At 51.9% G+C, this 19,694-nt stretch carries 16 protein-coding genes; 12 read left to right on the top strand and 4 right to left on the bottom strand.

Features of this window, described 5'->3' with window-relative positions:
- Window positions 1–41 precede the first annotated feature (41 nt).
- The 4 genes from alr (at window position 42) to I6L54_RS23295 (ending at window position 3,882) form a co-directional block, all read left to right on the top strand.
- Window positions 42–1,121: an alanine racemase gene (gene alr, locus I6L54_RS23310; protein ID WP_005132641.1), complete on the top strand. Its 1,080-nt coding sequence runs from the start codon at window positions 42–44 to the stop codon at window positions 1,119–1,121.
- A 129-nt stretch (window positions 1,122–1,250) separates the two neighbouring features.
- A complete protein-coding gene (tyrB, locus tag I6L54_RS23305; RefSeq protein WP_005132638.1) occupies window positions 1,251–2,444 on the top strand; it encodes an aromatic amino acid transaminase in 1,194 nt (397 codons plus the stop codon).
- 247 nt (window positions 2,445–2,691) lie between these two features.
- On the top strand, window positions 2,692–3,405 hold the full coding sequence (gene aphA, locus I6L54_RS23300; protein ID WP_040229806.1) for an acid phosphatase AphA: 714 nt from the start codon (window positions 2,692–2,694) through the stop codon (window positions 3,403–3,405).
- Between the two features lie 120 nt (window positions 3,406–3,525).
- A complete protein-coding gene (locus I6L54_RS23295; protein ID WP_005132621.1) occupies window positions 3,526–3,882 on the top strand; it encodes an MmcQ/YjbR family DNA-binding protein in 357 nt (118 codons plus the stop codon).
- A gap of 123 nt (window positions 3,883–4,005) precedes the next feature.
- Here the strand turns inward: I6L54_RS23295 and uvrA are convergent, their stop codons facing one another.
- Window positions 4,006–6,828 (bottom strand): excinuclease ABC subunit UvrA, encoded by a 2,823-nt coding sequence (gene uvrA, locus I6L54_RS23290; protein WP_005132620.1) that lies wholly within the window; start codon window positions 6,826–6,828, stop codon window positions 4,006–4,008.
- Between the two features lie 251 nt (window positions 6,829–7,079).
- On the opposite strand from uvrA, the gene ssb1 reads away from it, so the two are divergent.
- Window positions 7,080–7,604 (top strand): single-stranded DNA-binding protein SSB1, encoded by a 525-nt coding sequence (gene ssb1 / locus I6L54_RS23285; protein WP_003826621.1) that lies wholly within the window; start codon window positions 7,080–7,082, stop codon window positions 7,602–7,604.
- 482 nt (window positions 7,605–8,086) lie between these two features.
- Entirely contained in the window at window positions 8,087–10,396 is a 2,310-nt protein-coding gene (locus I6L54_RS23280) for an autotransporter family protein (protein WP_040229805.1), read from the top strand.
- Window positions 10,397–10,479: 83 nt separating this feature from the next.
- Here the strand turns inward: I6L54_RS23280 and I6L54_RS23275 are convergent, their stop codons facing one another.
- The gene (locus tag I6L54_RS23275) at window positions 10,480–10,761 is read right to left on the bottom strand and encodes a YjcB family protein (RefSeq protein WP_005132615.1); all 282 of its coding nucleotides are present in this window, start codon (window positions 10,759–10,761) and stop codon (window positions 10,480–10,482) included.
- Window positions 10,762–11,312: 551 nt separating this feature from the next.
- Here I6L54_RS23275 and I6L54_RS23270 point away from each other — a divergent pair.
- Window positions 11,313–12,899, top strand: a complete 1,587-nt coding sequence (locus I6L54_RS23270) for a cyclic di-3',5'-guanosine monophosphate phosphodiesterase PdeC (RefSeq protein ID WP_040229803.1) — start codon at window positions 11,313–11,315, stop codon at window positions 12,897–12,899.
- Window positions 12,900–12,901: 2 nt separating this feature from the next.
- Here I6L54_RS23270 and soxS read toward each other — a convergent pair whose 3' ends face one another.
- Entirely contained in the window at window positions 12,902–13,225 is a 324-nt protein-coding gene (soxS, locus tag I6L54_RS23265) for a superoxide response transcriptional regulator SoxS (protein ID WP_005132611.1), read from the bottom strand.
- A gap of 86 nt (window positions 13,226–13,311) precedes the next feature.
- On the opposite strand from soxS, the gene soxR reads away from it, so the two are divergent.
- The 3 genes from soxR to I6L54_RS23250 all read left to right on the top strand — a co-directional run bounded on the left by soxR (window position 13,312) and on the right by I6L54_RS23250 (window position 17,516).
- A complete protein-coding gene (gene soxR, locus I6L54_RS23260; RefSeq protein ID WP_003826630.1) occupies window positions 13,312–13,770 on the top strand; it encodes a redox-sensitive transcriptional activator SoxR in 459 nt (152 codons plus the stop codon).
- 592 nt (window positions 13,771–14,362) lie between these two features.
- Window positions 14,363–15,712 (top strand): guanine/hypoxanthine transporter GhxP, encoded by a 1,350-nt coding sequence (gene ghxP, locus I6L54_RS23255; RefSeq protein WP_005132609.1) that lies wholly within the window; start codon window positions 14,363–14,365, stop codon window positions 15,710–15,712.
- A 157-nt stretch (window positions 15,713–15,869) separates the two neighbouring features.
- Window positions 15,870–17,516: a Na+/H+ antiporter gene (locus I6L54_RS23250; RefSeq protein WP_040229801.1), complete on the top strand. Its 1,647-nt coding sequence runs from the start codon at window positions 15,870–15,872 to the stop codon at window positions 17,514–17,516.
- An 84-nt stretch (window positions 17,517–17,600) separates the two neighbouring features.
- Here the strand turns inward: I6L54_RS23250 and I6L54_RS23245 are convergent, their stop codons facing one another.
- Entirely contained in the window at window positions 17,601–18,491 is an 891-nt protein-coding gene (locus tag I6L54_RS23245; RefSeq protein ID WP_040229800.1) for a LysR family transcriptional regulator, read from the bottom strand.
- 101 nt (window positions 18,492–18,592) lie between these two features.
- Between I6L54_RS23245 and I6L54_RS23240 the strand changes: the two genes are divergently transcribed.
- Both I6L54_RS23240 and I6L54_RS23235 read left to right on the top strand, forming a co-directional pair.
- The gene (locus I6L54_RS23240) at window positions 18,593–19,003 is read left to right on the top strand and encodes a CidA/LrgA family protein (RefSeq protein WP_005132599.1); all 411 of its coding nucleotides are present in this window, start codon (window positions 18,593–18,595) and stop codon (window positions 19,001–19,003) included.
- A complete protein-coding gene (locus I6L54_RS23235; RefSeq protein ID WP_005132595.1) occupies window positions 18,996–19,685 on the top strand; it encodes an LrgB family protein in 690 nt (229 codons plus the stop codon). Before I6L54_RS23240 ends, I6L54_RS23235 begins: the two co-directional genes overlap by 8 nt.
- Window positions 19,686–19,694: the final 9 nt, after the last annotated feature.

The following is a 19,694-nucleotide window of genomic DNA, read 5'->3' as shown; positions in this document are numbered from 1 at the left end:
AACACGAATGATTGAGGAGATTCTTTTATTAAGGAATACAAATGCAAGCGGCAACTGTAGTTATTAACCGCCGCGCTCTGCGACACAACCTGCAACGTCTGCGTGAACTGGCTCCTGCCAGCAAACTGGTTGCGGTCGTGAAAGCGAACGCTTACGGCCATGGTCTGTTAGAGACCGCGCGAACGCTCCCCGATGCGGACGCTTTTGGTGTCGCTCGTCTTGAAGAAGCCCTGCGGTTGCGAGCGGGAGGGATCACGCAGCCCATCCTGCTGCTGGAGGGATTTTTTGATGCCGCCGATCTGCCGACGATCTCCGCGCAGCGTCTGCATACTGCCGTCCACAACCAGGAGCAGCTTGAAGCCCTGGAAGCCGCAGAACTGGCTGAACCGGTCACCGTCTGGATGAAGCTCGACACGGGAATGCACCGCCTGGGCGTGCGCCCTGAGCAGGCCGAAGCGTTTTATCAGCGCTTAACGCAATGTGAAAACGTGCGCCAGCCGGTCAATATCGTTAGCCACTTTGCCCGCGCAGACGAACCTGAATGCGGTGCGACGGAAAAACAGCTCGATATCTTCAACAGCTTTTGCGAGGGCAAACCGGGGCAGCGTTCAATTGCCGCGTCGGGTGGTATTTTGCTGTGGCCTCAGTCCCACTTCGACTGGGCGCGTCCGGGGCTGATTCTGTACGGCGTATCGCCGCTGGAAAACCACTCTATCGGCGCCGATTTTGGCTGCCAGCCGGTGATGTCGCTGACCTCCAGCCTGATTGCGGTGCGTGAGCACAAAGCGGGCGAACCGGTTGGCTATGGTGGAACCTGGCAGAGCGAGCGCGATACGCGTCTCGGCGTAGTAGCGATGGGTTACGGCGACGGTTATCCGCGCGCAGCGCCGTCTGGGACGCCGGTGCTGGTTAATGGCCGTGAAGTGCCGATCGTCGGTCGCGTCGCGATGGATATGATCTGCGTCGATTTAGGCCCCGAGGCGCAGGACAAAGCGGGCGATTCGGTGATCCTGTGGGGTGAAGGCCTGCCCGTTGAACGCATTGCTGAAATGACGAAAGTAAGTGCTTACGAACTTATTACGCGCCTGACGTCGCGCGTGGCGATGAAGTATATCGATTAAGCGCATAATGTGCCGGATAAGGCGGTTACCCCGCCCTCCGGCAATATTCCTCTCAACATCCTCTCGATCTTCTCCTGCTTCCGGTTTATTGTGTTCTAATCCTCTGTCTGTAAACCTGGAGAACCACACGTGTTTCAAAAAGTTGACGCCTACGCTGGCGACCCGATTTTATCGCTTATGGAGCGGTTCAAAGAAGATTCACGTAGCGACAAAGTGAACCTCAGCATTGGCCTGTATTACAACGAAGATGGGATTATTCCTCAGCTTAAAGCGGTGGCGGAAGCGGAAGCCCGACTCAATGCCAAACCGCATGGCGCTTCGCTGTATCTGCCGATGGAAGGTCTGAACGCTTATCGCCATACTATTGCGCCGTTGCTGTTTGGCGCAGATCATCCGGTTCTCCAGCAGCAGCGCGTGGCAACGATTCAGACGCTGGGGGGGTCTGGTGCGTTAAAAGTGGGCGCAGACTTCCTGAAGCGCTATTTCCCTGATTCTGGCGTGTGGGTCAGCGATCCGACGTGGGAAAACCATATCGCGATTTTTGAAGGCGCTGGATTCGACGTAAGTACTTACCCCTGGTATGACAACACGACCAACGGTGTGCGTTTCAACGACCTGCTGGCAGCGCTGAATATCTTACCCGCGCGTAGCATCGTGCTGCTGCATCCGTGCTGTCATAACCCGACGGGTGCGGATTTAACTCCCGCACAGTGGGATGGCGTCATTGAGATCCTGAAGGCACGTGATCTGATCCCGTTCCTGGATATTGCTTACCAGGGCTTCGGCGGTGGAATGGAAGAGGATGCCTACGCCATCCGCGCCATTGCCAGCGCCGGATTGCCTGCTCTGGTCAGCAACTCATTCTCGAAGATCTTCTCCTTATACGGTGAGCGCGTCGGTGGGCTGTCAGTGGTGTGTGAAGATGCCGATGCTGCCAGCCGCGTTCTGGGACAGCTAAAAGCGACAGTGCGCCGGAACTACTCCAGTCCGCCAAACTTTGGTGCGCAGGTGGTTGCCGCGGTGTTGGGTGATGACGCGCTGAAAGCCAGTTGGCTGGCGGAAGTCGAAGAGATGCGTACCCGTATTCTGGCGATGCGTCAGGAGCTGGTTAACGTATTGAATGCGGAGATCCCCGGTCGTAACTTTGATTACCTGCTGCAACAGCGCGGTATGTTCAGCTATACCGGACTCAGCGCCGCTCAGGTCGATCGCCTGCGCGATGAGTTCGGGGTGTACCTGATAGCCAGTGGTCGTATGTGCGTGGCCGGGTTGAATCACGGTAACGTGCAACGCGTGGCAAAGGCATTTGCCGCCGTCATGTAATCGGCTTTGTGTGTGCCGGATGGCGGCGTAAACGCCTTATCCGGCCTACAAGGGTACATGGATTTTCGTTTGTAGACCTGATAAGCGCAGCGCCATCAGTCGCACTTTCCTGTGTGATCATGCTCCTTTTCCTGGACAAAACCAGAGAAAATCCTTCCTTTCCCTTCCCCCAAGGGGTAAGGTCAGATAGTTTTTTGACCAGTTGTTAAATAAAAAATGATAACTAACTGACTACTTAGGGAAAAATATGCGCAAGATTACTTTGGCACTGAGTGCCGTTTGTTTATTGTTCACGTTGAATCAGCCCGCTCAGGCGTTAGTTTCCTCTCCTTCTCAGCTCAATCCCGGTACTAACGTTGCAAAACTCGCTGAGCAGGCTCCCATTCATTGGGTCTCTGTTGCTCAAATTGAAAATAGTCTGACGGGCCGCCCGCCGATGGCCGTTGGCTTTGATATCGATGATACGGTTCTCTTTTCCAGCCCGGGCTTCTGGCGCGGTAAAAAAACGTACTCTCCGGACAGTGAGGATTACCTGAAGAATCCGGCCTTCTGGGAAAAAATGAACAACGGCTGGGATGAATTCAGCATTCCGAAAGAAGTGGCGCGGCAGCTGATTGATATGCACGTGCGTCGTGGAGACAGTATCTTTTTCGTGACCGGACGCAGCCCGACGAAGACCGAAACGGTCTCTAAAACGCTGGCTGATAACTTTCACATCCCGGCCGGCAATATGAATCCAGTCATTTTTGCCGGTGATAAACCCGGTCAAAACACCAAAACACAGTGGCTACAGGATAAAAGCATCCGCATGTTCTACGGCGACTCCGACAATGACATCACCGCCGCCCGCGACGTAGGAATCCGCGGTATCCGTATTTTACGCGCCTCTAACTCTACCTATAAACCGCTGCCGCAGGCTGGCGCGTTTGGTGAAGAGGTGATCGTCAACTCGGAGTATTGAGAACACGGTCTGCTGTTTTTTTAAACAAATTTACGCTACTGGCTTTTACCTTTTGCGGACTTGCTGCACACTGAATAAAAGATGTTCTCATTAGGCAATATGCTGGTAAGGGGAATAAAGATGACGAATTCGGAGTTGCTGCAATACTGCATGGCAAAAACGGGTGCGGAGCAGAGCGTGCACAGTGACTGGAAAGCCACGCAAATCAAAGTTGAAGATGTACTCTTTGCGATGGTCAAAGAGGTTGAAGGTCGCCCGGCGGTGTCTCTGAAAACCAGCCCTGAACTGGCAGAATTGCTGCGTCAGCAACATAAAGACGTGCGACCCAGCCGCCATCTTAATAAAGCGCACTGGAGCACGGTGTATCTTGACGGCTCGCTGCCAGGTTCACAGATTTATTATCTGGTGGACGCGTCTTACCAGCAGGCCATCAACACCTTGCCGGAAGATAAACGCAGGTTGCTGGCGCAGCCCTGAACGGTCTTGTAGGCCTGATAAGCGTAGCGCCGTCAGGCACAACCGTTGCCTGATGCGGCGCAAGCGCCTTATCAGGCCTACAAGCTTTACGCCTGTTCTGTGGGCCTGATAAGTGTTGCGTAATTACAACAGCGGCTTGAGGAAACGCGCCGTGTGTGAGGCTTCACATTCAGCGACCGTCTCCGGCGTGCCGGAGACCAGAATTTCCCCGCCGCCGCTGCCGCCTTCCGGACCGAGATCGACAATCCAGTCTGCGGTTTTAATCACGTCCAGATTGTGCTCAATCACCACGATGGTATTGCCCTGATCCCGGAGCTGATGCAGCACGTCCAGCAGTTGCTGAATATCGGCAAAATGCAGACCCGTGGTCGGCTCATCGAGAATATACAGCGTCTGTCCGGTACCGCGTTTGGACAACTCACGCGCCAGCTTCACGCGCTGCGCCTCACCGCCTGAGAGGGTCGTTGCGGACTGCCCCAGGCGGATGTACGTCAGACCAACGTCCATCAGCGTTTGCAGCTTACGCGCCAGCGCCGGAACGGCATCGAAGAACTCACGGGCTTCTTCAATCGTCATATCCAGCACTTCGTGGATAGTCTTGCCTTTGTACTTAATCTCCAGCGTTTCGCGGTTATAGCGCTTACCTTTGCACTGATCGCACGGCACGTAGATATCTGGCAGGAAGTGCATTTCGACTTTGATCACGCCATCGCCCTGACAGGCTTCACAGCGTCCACCACGGACGTTAAAGCTGAAACGGCCCGGGGTGTAACCGCGTGCACGTGACTCCGGCACGCCGGCAAACAGTTCGCGCACAGGCGTAAATACCCCGGTGTAGGTTGCCGGGTTAGAACGCGGCGTACGACCAATCGGGCTTTGGTCAATGTCGATGACTTTATCGAAATGTTCCAGACCCTGGATATCCCGGTATGGCGCGGGCTCTGCCAGCGTGGCGCCGTTAAGCTGGGTTTGGGCAATCGGGAACAAGGTGTCGTTAATCAGCGTCGACTTCCCGGAACCGGACACGCCGGTAATACAGGTAAACAGACCCACCGGCAGCGTCAGGGTAACATCTTTCAGGTTGTTGCCGCGTGCGCCAGTCAGCTTCAGCACTTTTTCCGGGTCAGCCGCTACGCGCTGTTTCGGTACTTCAATCTTGCGCTTACCGCTCATGTACTGGCCGGTTAACGATTCCGGTACGGCCATGATGTCTTCCAGCGTTCCTTCAGCAACCACCTGGCCGCCGTGAACGCCTGCACCTGGGCCAATGTCGATAACGTGGTCGGCGGCGCGAATGGCATCCTCATCGTGCTCAACCACAATCACGGTGTTACCCAGATTGCGCAGATGGATAAGCGTACCCAGCAGACGTTCGTTATCGCGCTGATGCAGACCGATAGACGGTTCATCCAGCACGTACATCACACCGACCAGACCGGCGCCAATCTGGCTTGCCAGACGAATACGTTGTGCTTCGCCACCGGAGAGCGTTTCCGCTGAACGGGACAGCGTCAGATAGTTGAGGCCTACGTTGACCAGGAACTTCAGACGATCGCCGATCTCTTTGAGGATTTTCTCAGCAATCTTCGCCCGTTGACCGGCAAGTTTCAGGTTGTTGAAGAAATCCATTGCATGACCGATGCTCATGTCGGAAATCGCTGGCAGTGGCGTATTCTCGACAAACACGTGACGAGCTTCCCGGCGTAGACGGGTTCCGTCACAGCTGGCGCAAGGTCGGTTGCTGATAAACTTGGCTAATTCTTCGCGTACCGCACTGGATTCCGTCTCTTTATAACGGCGCTCCATATTGTGCAGCACACCTTCAAACGGGTGACGACGCACGGACGTATCGCCGCGATCGTTCATGTATTTGAATTCGATATTCTCTTTGCCGGAACCGTATAGCACCACTTTGTGAACCGCAGGATTCAGGCTGGCCCACGGGGCTTCGACGTCGAACTTATAGTGTTCTGCCAGCGACTTAAGCATCTGGAAGTAATAAAAGTTACGGCGATCCCAGCCACGGATGGCGCCACCGGCCAGCGACAGTTCCGGGTTTTGAATCACCCGGTCAGGATCGAAATACTGTTGTACGCCAAGACCATCGCAGGTTGGACACGCGCCGGCGGGGTTGTTGAACGAGAACAGTCGGGGTTCCAGCTCGCGCATGCTATAGCCACAAATCGGGCAGGCGAAGTTGGCGGAGAACAGCAGCTCTTCTGCTTTCGGGTCATCCATATCAGCGACCACTGCCGTACCACCGGAAAGCTCCAGTGCGGTTTCAAACGATTCGGCCAGTCGCTGGGTAAGATCGTCACGTACCTTGAAGCGGTCAATCACCACTTCGATAGTGTGTTTCTTTTGCAGCTCAAGTTTAGGCGGGTCGGAAAGGTCGCACACTTCGCCATCAATACGCGCGCGGATATAGCCCTGGCCTGCCAGGTTTTCCAGCGTTTTGGTGTGCTCACCTTTACGTTCTTTAATTACCGGCGCCAGCAGCATCAGGCGCTTGCCTTCCGGCTGGGACAGCACGTTATCTACCATCTGGCTGACAGTTTGCGCTGCCAGTGGCACGTCGTGATCCGGGCAGCGTGGCTCGCCAACGCGGGCATACAGCAGGCGCAGATAATCGTGAATTTCGGTAATTGTCCCAACCGTGGATCGCGGGTTATGCGACGTCGATTTCTGCTCGATTGAGATGGCAGGAGAGAGCCCCTCAATGTGGTCGACGTCCGGTTTTTCCATCAGCGACAGAAACTGACGTGCGTACGCGGAAAGGGATTCAACGTAACGACGCTGCCCTTCGGCATACAAGGTGTCGAAAGCGAGCGAAGATTTGCCTGAGCCCGAAAGCCCGGTGACGACAATCAGCTTGTCGCGCGGGATGACGAGGTTGATGTTTTTGAGATTATGGGTGCGGGCGCCCCGAACTTCGATCTTATCCATTCATCTTTCCCGGATTAAACGCTTTTTTGCCTGGCTGCATGGTGCTACCGGCGATCACAAACGGTTAATTATGACACAACCTAACCTGAATGGATATACAGTATTGGAATGCAAAACACAGGTGTCTGTGCAACAATGTCTGGCTGAGGTTGTTTACTGGAATCAACTTCGCAACGTAGTAAAAGCGCTATTGGAAATGCTACAATCCCGCGCTTACACTTATTCAGTAACGTTTTTCAGGAGACACGATCATGGCCAGCAGAGGCGTAAACAAGGTGATTCTCGTCGGTAATCTGGGCCAGGACCCGGAAGTACGCTATATGCCGAATGGTGGCGCAGTTGCCAACATTACGCTGGCTACTTCCGAATCCTGGCGTGATAAAGCGACCGGCGAAATGAAAGAGCAGACTGAGTGGCACCGTGTTGTGCTGTTCGGCAAACTGGCGGAAGTTGCCAGCGAATATCTGCGTAAAGGTTCTCAGGTCTATATTGAAGGCCAACTGCGTACCCGCAAATGGACCGATCAATCCGGCGTAGAAAAATACACCACTGAAGTCGTTGTTAACGTTGGCGGCACCATGCAAATGCTGGGTGGTCGTCAGGGCGGCGGCGCGCCGGCAGGTGGTGGTCAGCAGCAGGGTGGTTGGGGTCAGCCTCAGCAGCCGCAGGGCGGCAACCAGTTCAGCGGTGGCGCACAGTCTCGTCCGCAGCAGTCCGCTCCGGCAGCGCCGTCTAACGAACCGCCGATGGACTTCGACGACGATATTCCGTTCTAAGATAGCTGAACGCATTAACGTTCGTACTGATGAAAACCTCGTTGCGACGGGGTTTTTTTACATCTCTTATTCAGAATTAATTATTCGGTATTTTCTGGTTTATCATCGCAGCTTTATCATTCATTTTATACGAACTGATTCACGTTAATATTCGGTAATATTTATTGGTGGTTACGGGGAATAAAAATTAATGTAGGTATTACCGAACAATAACAGTAAATGTTACGATAATAACTAATGAATATATGTCGCATGTTTAATTTTTTCTGCTTGAGATAGTTCTCCTGAGAGTAATATTCAATTAATTTAATGGAAAAATTGTATTTTACTGCATGGTAAATATTGACAAATTAATACATGGCTTTAAATAATGCTTTTAGCTTATCGATTCTTCATTGATGAAAATTCATTTATTATTTGCTGCTTTTTATTGGTGGGGTATTAATAAGTGATTTGATAAACTATTTGTTATGGAGCTTACTATGTATCAAAGGAAGATAAACCCTAAAGCAATAATACCCTTTGCACTATCATTTACCGCAGCACAGTTGGTTTGCGCTGGATTTGCGAGTGCAAAAAACTATGAACTGAATTATATAGATGTTAATGGTGGTCAGGAAGGGATCATCATTCGGGATACGATTGCTGATGATAAAAACTATGACATCACGGTAAATATTGATAACCCTGTGCGAGGTGAAGGTAATGGCCTTGAGGTGAAGATTGGCAGTATCACCAAAGACCAGGCGGGAGAGTATCAAATTGGTAATTACAACGTTAATATTAGCGGAACTACGCAACAGGAACACCGCGCCGGGCTGGCCTTTTTTGGCTTATCCGCCGAAGGTCAGGACACCAACGTCAAAGTTGATAACTTTAGTCTGAAAAATACTTTCTTAATTGGCTCTAAATATACCCATAACAATACTGCGTTGTATGCGGGAAGCGGTGCGGATATCACTGTAAACGGCAATGTGTATGTTCGTTCAGAGGTTGAACACACCAACGATGGGGAAGATGCCACGCTGGCAAATAATGGAATCTATGCACGTGGAGTAGGTTCAACTATTACGGCAAACGGTGGTAATATTTACATTAATACTTACGCCAGTAATTTCAGAGAACTGCTGGAAAACAACAGCGGTTATCCTGATGGTTCATCAAAAAGTGATGCGGTTAGTGCTAAAGATGGTGGTGTCGTTAATATTAATCAGTCAGGTGACTACAAGGTCAATTTGTTGGGAAATATCGACTTTGGCGATAAAATATATGCTCATGCCAGCCAGATGAATATTACGCTCAATGGTGCAGAATCATTTTGGCATGGGCATGAAGCGAATGTTCTGGACATCGACAGTAATACATGGGCGGGAGATTTGAATCTGACGCTGATGAATAATGCCCACTGGATCCCGGATGGTAAAGACGCTCAGATCAGTGCTATCACCTTGCAAGATGGCGGGACGATAAACCTGCATGGTTTTAACCTGCATACCAATCAGAGCATCAACGAAACTGTGAAGATTCACGATCTGAAAGGCAACAACGGTATTTTCCTGATTGATGTAAATACAAATAAAACAGATGCGCAGCGGCGTAATGGTAGCGACTTTATCGAAGTCGTTAAGAGTAGCACGGGGGGAACTCATGCCATTGAGGCGTTAAATATTAATAAGCTCAGCAATCTGCAAGAAGATATCTGGGTTGCTGATGCCGCCAGCAATGTGACGTTCGAAGCGTACGATAAAATCGATATCACTAACGAGTATGTATATGACTATAAACCGCTACTGCGCTCTGATATTCGGGAAGGCGATCCGGCAAGCCAGTATGGCACAAACTGGTATATCACGGGGATTTCAACGAAAGCCAGTGCGGGTAGCAACACCGCGATTGCCAATGCCGGGTTAAACTACGCGGCGGCCACCGCCCGTCTCGAAATCGACAGCCTGAATAAGCGTTTAGGGGAATTACGCCAGAACCAACAGCAAAATGGTCTGTGGATACGCTATAAAGGCGGCGAAATGGAAAGCGATAATGGCAGCTACTTCAAAAACCTGTATAGCTTCTGGCAACTTGGTTATGACAATAAAGTAGAGGGTGAACAATCAGTCTGGACGCGAGGCATTGCGGCGCATTACATGAGAGGTAACGCTGACTTTGCTTATGGCACGGGCGATAACAAGAGCTACGGTGGTTCACTTTATGCTGCATGGAACCGTCCGGAGAAACAGGACTACCTGGATCTGGTGCTGAAATATAGCCGCCATGAGAGTGATTTTAACTACCGAAATGTGTATGGCAATATGGGGGGGGCGGATAGCAGCACGTGGTCAATTAGCGCCAGCGCAGAATACGGTCGTGAGTTTAGTCTGGGAGAATCCTCTTTCATCGAACCGCAAGCGCAGCTCGTGTATACCCGATTGGATGAAGCTCGTTATACCACCAGCAGCGGGTTACGGGTTCGTCAGAATGATATCGACAGCGTGATTGGTCGTGTCGGATTGCGGGGGGGTTATCGATTTGAAGAACGCCCGGACAGCGATATTTATGTGAAGCTGGATCTGCTGCATGAGTTTGCCGGCGATCGTGATGTCACTGTGTGGGGTAAAGACGCGTCCATGACGGTCCGCGAGGGAGGAAGTGACTCGTGGATAAACTACGGTATTGGAACCAATATCCATCTTACTCAGAACAATAATTCCCGACTGTACGTTGACCTGGAAAGATCGGCTGGAGGCGACATTGATATGAACTGGCAGGTGAACGCAGGGTTCCGGATGGAGTGGTAAGCGGTTACCGGAACGTCAGTAAAATCGTTATCGCTTAAAACCGTGTCCGACCGGGTATACTCTGGTCGGACACACTGTTGTTATCAGTTCAACACCATCGGCCAGTCTGGCGGAGTATGGCTCATCACGTCGAGCATCACAGATTCGATGTTATTCCAGATAGTGGATACATCTACCAGGGTGATACCGAGTAATCCGGTTGCAAACCAGCAGGCAAAAACAAGCCCTAAACCGCTGCTGATAACGGCCAGCCCAATATAGTCTGATTTACGAAAACGAATATTGAGCGTACTGGCTAAAAACATCAGTACTGCGCTGAGCAGTTGCCACCGCAGAAGAACTACGCCAGTTGTTATTGTTGCCATGGAAAGCGTCCTCAGAAAGTCTTGATGCCCAGGACAGCGCGGGGTTGTTCACAGAGGGTGTGCTACTCTGGCTATCGACGGGCAATAACATGAATGAAACAATGTTTCTGTTGCATTATTTCTGTGAACTATATCACAACTGCTCGTTTGTTCACCAGTATCTGACGTTATTTTTGCCGGTCTTAGTCCATGGCAAGTGTGTGGTTATTTTGATTCATAAACGAATAATAAATTATGCGTTATGTAAGATGCATTCATGTTACTTGTTTTCTTTATCCGAAATTAATCGTTAAAAAAGTTAATGTGTTTTATACGTGCAGCCAGTATAACGCGTGTAAAACATTACTCTTTCTTGATAATGATGTTGCAAAATAAGCGTAACTTTAAGTTTGCCTTACGGGAAAATAATATCATCATCCACTATTATCAGACTTTTACATAGAGACGTCTGTTGATAATGTTGATAGATTCATGCAACTTAACCAGCTGGTGTTTATAGCATCCTGCCTTGATGGGTACTGGCATATACGAAACAGGGAAATAGGGCTGACATGAATCTCAGTGCGCAAAGCAAGATGCTGAAGCTCCTCGGCACGCTCACGGTGGTATTGCTCCCCGTGGTGCTGGCGCTATGGTTTGCTCATATCCGGGCGATGTCTGAAACCCGCACTCAACTCCACTCATTTGCTCAACTGGTGTTAAATAAAACGGAACTGGTGATCCAGCAAGCTGATTTAGCGCGTGATATGGCTCAGCTGTATCAGGGCAAGATGTGTACCCCTGCCCATCAGAAAAGCATGCTGAATATTATTCGTGGGCGTTTATATATCAGCGAGCTAATTTATGCGCAAGCTGATCATTTTTTGTGCTCTACGTCGATGACGCCGTCAGTTCCCTATATTATGCCAACCGCTGACTATAAACGTACGCCGGATGTTTCGATCTATTACTATCGCGATACGCCTTTTTTCTCTGGCTACAACATGACGTATATGCAAAGAGGAAACTACGTCGTTGTCATTAACCCATTATCTTACAGCGAAGTCATGTCAGATGACCCTGGCCTATTGTGGGGCGTCTATGACACGATAACGGATACTTTCTTCTCCGCCAGCAATCAGGCGCATGTTAAGCAATTTCTGCCGCTGGTGCGCGGTAAAGCCTCTACCTTCCAACTGGACGATCGGTTCTATACCATCGTTCGTTCTGAGAAGCGCCCGATCGCGATTATTGTTTCGACGACCCGCGATCGCGTCCATCAAAATTTCTATCACGAAGCCGCACTCACGATCCCCTTTGGGGTGATCTGCAGCATTCTGATGCTGTTGATGTGGTGGCGTACGCGCCAGCAGTACCATTCCCCTCGTCGTTTGTTAAGGCGTGCACTGGAAAAACGCCAGCTACGTCTGCATTACCAGCCGATCATCGATATCAAGAATGGTAAATGTGTGGGAGCCGAGGCGCTGATGCGTTGGCCTGGTTGCAAAGGTGAGGTCATGAGCCCGACGGAATTTATTCCGCTGGCTGAAAAAGAAGGCATGATTGAAAGGATCACGGATTACGTGGTCGAAGAAGTGTTCAATGATTTAGGGTATTTTCTTTCTGCGCATCCCCAGATTTATATCTCAATTAACCTCTCTGCTTCTGATTTCCATTCATCCCGACTGATTGCCCTGATCGCTGAGAAAACGCGTGATTACTCAGTCGCTGCCCAGCAAATTAAAGTCGAAGTGACGGAGCGTGGATTTATTGATGTGCATAAAATGACCCCGGTAATCCAGGCATTCCGTCAGGCCGGTTATGAAGTGGCATTTGATGATTTTGGGACGGGATATTCCAATCTGCACAATCTGGCGGCACTGAACGTGGATATCCTGAAGATTGATAAATCTTTTATTAGTACGCTGGCGACCAACAGTACCAGCCACCTGATTGCCGAACATATCATCGAGATGGCGCAAAGCTTACATCTGAAGACAATTGCTGAAGGGGTGGAAACGGCAGATCAAATGGAATGGCTGCTTGAACGTGGCGTTCAGTATTGTCAGGGGTGGTATTTTGCGAAAGCGTTACCGCCGCAGGAGTTTATGCACTGGCTACAGAGCCCGCCCGCCATACTGACGCAGAGCGGGCAATAATCCTACAGGCGATGACGGTAGTCGCTGGGAGTACGATCAAACTCGCGGCGGAACACGCGTGAGAATGTTTGTTGCGACACATAGCCGAGATCCATCGCAATATCGAAAATAGGTCGTTCGGTCGTCCGTAGTTCCACGGCGGCTAACAAAAGTCGGCGCTGACGGATATAGTCACCCAACGTCTGACGCATCACCGTGCGGAACATCCTCTGTAAATACCACTTCGAGTAACCTGATTTTTTCGCCACCGCCTCAATGTTCAGCGGTTGATCGATATGTTCATCAATCCATTCAATAAGGGTCTGAATTATCTGCTGATGGGACATAGGGCTGCCTCTTTCTCAGTATTCGATTCGTCGTTTTGTCTGTGGGCGAGTATAATTCCTCAAGTTAACTTTAGGTAAAGCGATTTATGGAAAAGAAATTACCCCGGATAAAAGCGCTACTCACGCCAGGTGAAGTCGCAAAACGTAGCGGTGTCGCGGTATCAACTCTGCACTTCTATGAAAGCAAAGGGTTAATCAGCAGCATGCGCAACAGCGGCAATCAGCGGCGATACAAACGTGATGTGTTGCGTTATGTTGCGATTATCAAGATTGCCCAGCGTATCGGTATACCATTGGCGACGATTGGCGACGCGCTAGGGGTATTACCCGAAGGACATTCGCTCAGCGCCAAAGAGTGGAAACAGCTCTCGTCGCAATGGCGTGAAGAACTGGACCGGCGTATTCATACCCTGGTGGCGTTGCGTGATGAACTGGATGGATGCATTGGCTGCGGCTGTTTGTCGCGTAGTGATTGCCCGTTGCGTAACCCAGGCGACCAGCTTGGCGAGCAGGGAACCGGGGCGCGCCTGCTGGAAGATGATTGATGGGTTTAAATATGGATATAAAACTAAAGCGCCACAGAGGGCGCTTTAGTTTGGTTCCGGTCTTTGTCTTTCACTCTATCCCGCTGGTTCACGGGAGGGTTTCCCCCGACATCAACACCCCTCAGTCGAGCACATTAGGGGAGGTTCCGGCTTGTGTTGATAAGGTAAGTGTATGCCACCCCCGTCTATTTGCCAGTCGATTGATGGTTTTTTAGCCGAAAAATTTTCCGCATCTTCATCCATTTTTTTGCGCGAGTTAACGTGAAAGATTACCGTCGGGGTTGTAATAACTGCGCGAAATTTGTTGCCAGATTGCGCATTGACGATAACGTTTGCGCATCGACTGGCTATTTATTGTGCGTTATAAGAAGAAATGAGTAAAAAGCGGCAAAGTTCAGTTGAAAACCAGTACATGATCGCTAGATAATCGTTTGCTTTTTTTTACCACCCGTTTTTATGCGCAGAGCTAAACGTTTGCTTTTTTGCGACACCCCTACTGACGCAAACCTGGCACAGGGAGAAAACGTTAAGCAGGCAGTGGATTGTCCAGCACGCATAATGACGAAAAATAAACTCTCAGGGGATGTTTTCTATGTCTACGCCTTCAGCGCGTACCGGCGGTTCACTCGACGCCTGGTTTAAAATTTCGCACCGTGGCAGTACCGTTCGACAGGAAGTCGTTGCCGGATTAACGACGTTTCTGGCGATGGTCTACTCTGTTATCGTGGTTCCAGGTATGCTGGGTAAAGCCGGTTTCCCGCCAGCCGCTGTATTTGTGGCAACCTGCCTGGTAGCCGGTGTCGGCTCTATTGTGATGGGTCTGTGGGCAAACCTGCCGCTGGCGATTGGTTGCGCCATTTCGTTGACGGCGTTTACCGCATTCAGCCTGGTGCTGGGGCAGCATATTAGCGTGCCTGTTGCGTTGGGCGCGGTGTTCCTGATGGGGGTTCTGTTTACCATCATTTCCGCGACAGGTATTCGTAGCTGGATCCTGCGCAATCTGCCACAGGGCGTTGCGCATGGTACAGGTATTGGTATCGGCCTGTTCCTGCTGCTGATTGCGGCAAACGGTGTTGGTCTGGTGATTAAGAACCCGCTGGATGGCCTGCCGGTTGCGCTGGGTGACTTCGACACCTTCCCGGTCATTATGTCGCTGATTGGTCTGGCGGTGATTATCGGCCTCGAAAAACTGAAAGTACCGGGTGGCATCCTGCTGACCATTATTGGTATTTCTGTCGTTGGTCTGATTTTCGATCCTGCCGTGCATTTCTCCGGTATTTTTGCCATGCCGTCTCTGAGCGACGAAAACGGCAACTCGCTGATCGGCAGCCTGGATATTATGGGCGCACTGAATCCTGTCGTTCTGCCGAGCGTGCTGGCGCTGGTCATGACCGCCGTCTTCGATGCGACCGGAACCATCCGTGCCGTAGCCGGACAGGCGAATCTGCTGGATAAAGACGGTCAGATTATCGATGGCGGCAAAGCGCTGACCACCGACTCCCTGAGCAGCGTGTTCTCTGGTCTGGTAGGGGCAGCTCCGGCGGCGGTTTACATTGAATCTGCAGCGGGTACCGCGGCAGGGGGGAAAACCGGTCTGACGGCGATCACCGTTGGTGTTCTGTTCCTGCTGATCCTGTTCCTTTCTCCGCTCTCTTACCTTGTTCCTGCTTACGCAACGGCACCGGCGCTGATGTATGTTGGTTTGCTGATGCTGAGCAACGTGGCGAAAATCGACTTTACCGACTTCGTCGACGCGATGGCAGGACTGATTACCGCCGTCTTTATCGTGCTGACCTGTAATATCGTGACCGGTATTATGATCGGTTTTGCCACTCTGGTTATTGGCCGTATTGTTTCCGGCGAATGGCGAAAGCTGAATATCGGCACGGTGGTGATTGCCGTGGCGCTGGTTGCCTTCTACGCGGGCGGCTGGGCTATCTGATTCTTATTCGATAAAGATCCTCAAAACGGGTGGCTTTTGCCGCCCGTTTTTATTTTCAGAACACACTCGTTGTCTTTTGCGTTACTCTCGAGTAGATAGAATTGAGGCACGACGCCTCTCACCACTAATCATAAGAAACATCGCAAACAGGGAACGCATGGAAATCTTTTTTACCATACTCATCATGACCCTTGTGGTCTCGCTATCGGGGGTATTTACTCGCGTATTGCCCTTCCAACTCCCTTTACCCCTTATGCAGATCGCCATCGGCGCGTTGCTGGCGTGGCCGACGTTTGGTTTGCATGTGGAATTTGACCCTGAACTGTTTTTGGTTCTGTTCATCCCGCCGTTGCTGTTTGCCGATGGCTGGAAGACGCCAACGAGGGAGTTTCTGGAGCACGGACGAGAGATCTTCGGTCTGGCTCTGGCGCTCGTACTGGTTACGGTGGTCGGCATTGGTTTTATGATTTATTGGCTGGTCCCGGGGATTCCGCTGATCCCCGCTTTTGCGCTGGCCGCCGTGTTATCGCCAACCGATGCCGTTGCCCTTTCTGGCATTGTAGGTGAGGGGCGCATACCGAAGAAAATCATGGGCATCCTGCAGGGCGAAGCGTTGATGAACGATGCGTCTGGCCTGGTATCGCTGAAATTTGCCGTGGCCGTGGCAATGGGAACGATGGTGTTTACCGTTGGTGGTGCGACGGTTGAGTTCTTTAAGGTAGCGATTGGCGGCATCCTGGCGGGTTTTGTCGTCAGCTGGTTGTATGGCCGCTCTCTGCGCTTTCTTAGCCGCTGGGGCGGCGATGAGCCGGCAACGCAAATTGTTCTGCTGTTCCTGCTGCCGTTTGCTTCTTACCTGATTGCCGAACACATTGGTGTTTCCGGGATCCTCGCGGCGGTCGCAGCCGGGATGACGATAACCCGTTCAGGCGTAATGCGTCGTGCGCCATTGGCGATGCGCTTACGTGCTAACAGCACCTGGGCAATGCTGGAGTTCGTCTTTAACGGCATGGTCTTCCTGCTGTTAGGGCTGCAATTACCGGGGATTCTGGAGTCTTCTCTGGTGGCGGCAGAAGCCGATCCGAACGTTGAAACCTGGATGCTGTTTACCGATATCGTGCTGATTTATGTGGCGCTGATGCTGGTGCGTTTTGGCTGGTTGTGGACGATGAAAAAATTCAGTCTGCGCTTCCTGAAGAAAAAGCCGATGGAGTTTGGCTCCTGGACAACGCGTGAAATCCTGATCGCCTCCTTTGCGGGGGTTCGCGGGGCGATTACGCTTGCCGGTGTGCTCTCCATCCCGCTGCTGTTGCCGGATGGTAGCGGTTTCCCGGCGCGCTACGAGTTAGTATTCCTTGCCGCGGGCGTGATCCTGTTCTCGCTGTTTGTCGGTGTAGTGATGCTACCGATTCTGCTGCAACACCTGGAAGTGGCAGATCACTCGCAGCAACTGAAAGAAGAGCGGATAGCCCGCGCTGCGACGGCAGAAGTCGCGATTGTTGCTATCCAGAAAATGGAAGAGCGCCTGGCGGCGGACAGCGAAGAGAATATTGATAATCAACTGTTGACCGAAGTGAGCTCTCGTGTAATCGGTAACCTGCGCCGTCGCGTCGATGGACGTAACGATGTGGAAAGCTCATTACAGGAAGAGAACCTCGAGCGACGTTTCCGCCTGGCGGCATTGCGTTCAGAACGTGCAGAGCTTTATCACCTGCGCGCCACGCGCGAAATCAGCAATGAAACGCTGCAAAAACTGTTACACGATCTGGACTTGCTGGAAGCGTTGCTGATCGAGAACCAATAAACGGTTGTGCCGGATGCGCTACGCTTATCAGGCCTACGGAATCGAATTGTAGGCCGGATAAGGCGTTTACGCCGCATCCGGCACTTACGATTCTTGTGTTAACCAAAACCCTTCGCAGCATGTCAGCCACGCCTGGGCGCTGTGCGACAGATACACGCCTTCGCGCCAAATCATACCCAGTTGCCAGCGTAAATCACTCTCCAGCGGGATCCAGCGCAGGGTTTGCTTATCCAGGCGCTGGCAAATCGGCTCCGGTAAAATGGCGATACCGACGCCGGCTTGCACCATGGCCGCCAGAAAATCCCACTGCCCGCTGCGTACCGCGATGCGCGGCTTGACGTTGTGTTGGCTAAACAGCTCAAGCAATTGGCGGCTCAACGCGAAATCTTCGTTGTAGATCAGTAGCGGATGTTCCGCCAGTGCCTCGGGGGAAATGGATTCGCATGTTGTCCACTGGCCCGAGCGCGGGACCAGCACGCAGAGCGGATGGCTGAAAAGCGGCAAGGTTGCCAGTCCACTCTCTTCCTCGACCGGAAGGGCCGTCATTGCGACATCTAAATCACCGCTCATGACTGCCTGTTGGACGGTTAAGCCACCAAACTCCGATATTTTAAGCTCAACGCCGGGATAACGCTGGCGAAACAGGCTGATGGGACCTGCCATCAACATACCGACCATTGGCGGGATACCAAGGCGCAATAGCCCTTTGTTCAGATGATTAATGTCGCTAAGTTCGGCTTCAAGCTGGCGAAACTCGGCCAAAATCGCCAGACCGCGCTCAAAAACAACCTGTCCGGTATCGGTCAGCAACAGTCGCCGTCCGTCGCGGATTAACAGCGTGCAGTTCAGCTCGTCTTCAAGGTTCTTCAACATTTTGCTGATGGTGGGTTGGGTGACAAAAAGCTTCTCCGCTGCGCGGGTAAAGCTCTGCTGACGCACCACTTCAACAAAATATCGCAGCGTTCTGATATCCATGATTATTCCTTAAGACTATGCCTGCAATGAGTTTAATTCATTTCAGTCCTGGACGGGGGCTCTCTATACTGGCGCTCTCTATTTTTTAAGGACATACCCTCATGGCTGTGGCGATAAGCCGCGTGACGCCTGCTGTCATTCAACGACTCCAGATCCCCGTTCAGGTTCTGTTGTACGCAGGTCTCTTTGTATTTGCTCAATATCTTGTCTCCTGGCTGCATCTGCCGCTTCCTGCCAACCTGGTCGGGATGGTGCTGATGCTGGCGTTGATTGTTTGCCGGGTTATCCCGCTGAACTGGATTCGCGCAGGCGCTCGCTGGTTACTGGCTGAAATGCTGCTGTTTTTTGTTCCGGCGGTGGTGGCCGTCGTCAACTATACGCAGCTGTTGTTGGTCGATGGCTGGCGCATATTCGCGGTGATTGCGCTAAGTACGCTGATGGTGCTCGGCGCCACGGCGTGGGTGGTCGATAAAGTGTATCGCTATGAAATGAGCAGGTTAAACCGTGAGTAATTTCCAGCTAAGCGTGCTGTGTCTGGTGATTACGCTGGGCATCTACTTTGCCAACAAGCGTCTGTATCGCCGTTTTCGCAAATTGCCACTGATGCCGCTGGTTCTCACGCCAGCGTTACTGGTGCTGATGCTGGTGTTCGGGCATATCTCCTGGCAAAACTATATTGGTGAATCGCACTGGCTGTTGTGGCTGCTAGGCCCGGCAACCATTGCGTTTGCCGTTCCGGTCTATGACAACCTTGCGGTGATTAAGCGTCACTGGATGTCGCTGACGGCGGGCGTGGTGACGGCAACGCTGGTAGCCGTCACCAGTTCCGTGTGGCTGGCGCGTCTGTTTATGTTACCTGATGAGATCCAACGCAGTCTGGCGGTACGCTCCGTCACCACGCCGTTTGCGCTGGCGGCGGCAGAGCCGTTGGGCGGGCAGCCGGACCTGGTGGCGTTGTTCGTGGTGGTGACCGGCGTATTCGGCATGGCGGTCGGCGATGTTCTGTTTTTGCGCCTTTCCATTCGTGAAGGGATGGCGAAAGGTGCAGGGTTTGGCGCTGCATCGCACGGGGCAGGCACGGCGCGCTCTTATGAGCTCGGTCAGCAGGAGGGGGTGGTTGCCAGTCTGGTGATGATGCTTTCTGGCGTGGTGATGGTATTGGTGGCGCCGCTGGTCGCGAGAGTGATGTTTTGAGAAAGGATG

It is taken from the genome of Citrobacter pasteurii, assembly GCF_019047765.1.
GTDB classification, from domain to species: Bacteria; Pseudomonadota; Gammaproteobacteria; order Enterobacterales; family Enterobacteriaceae; genus Citrobacter; species Citrobacter pasteurii.
The sequence above is the reverse complement of the archived record's forward strand: the minus strand, read 5'-3'. Positions and strand labels throughout refer to the sequence as shown.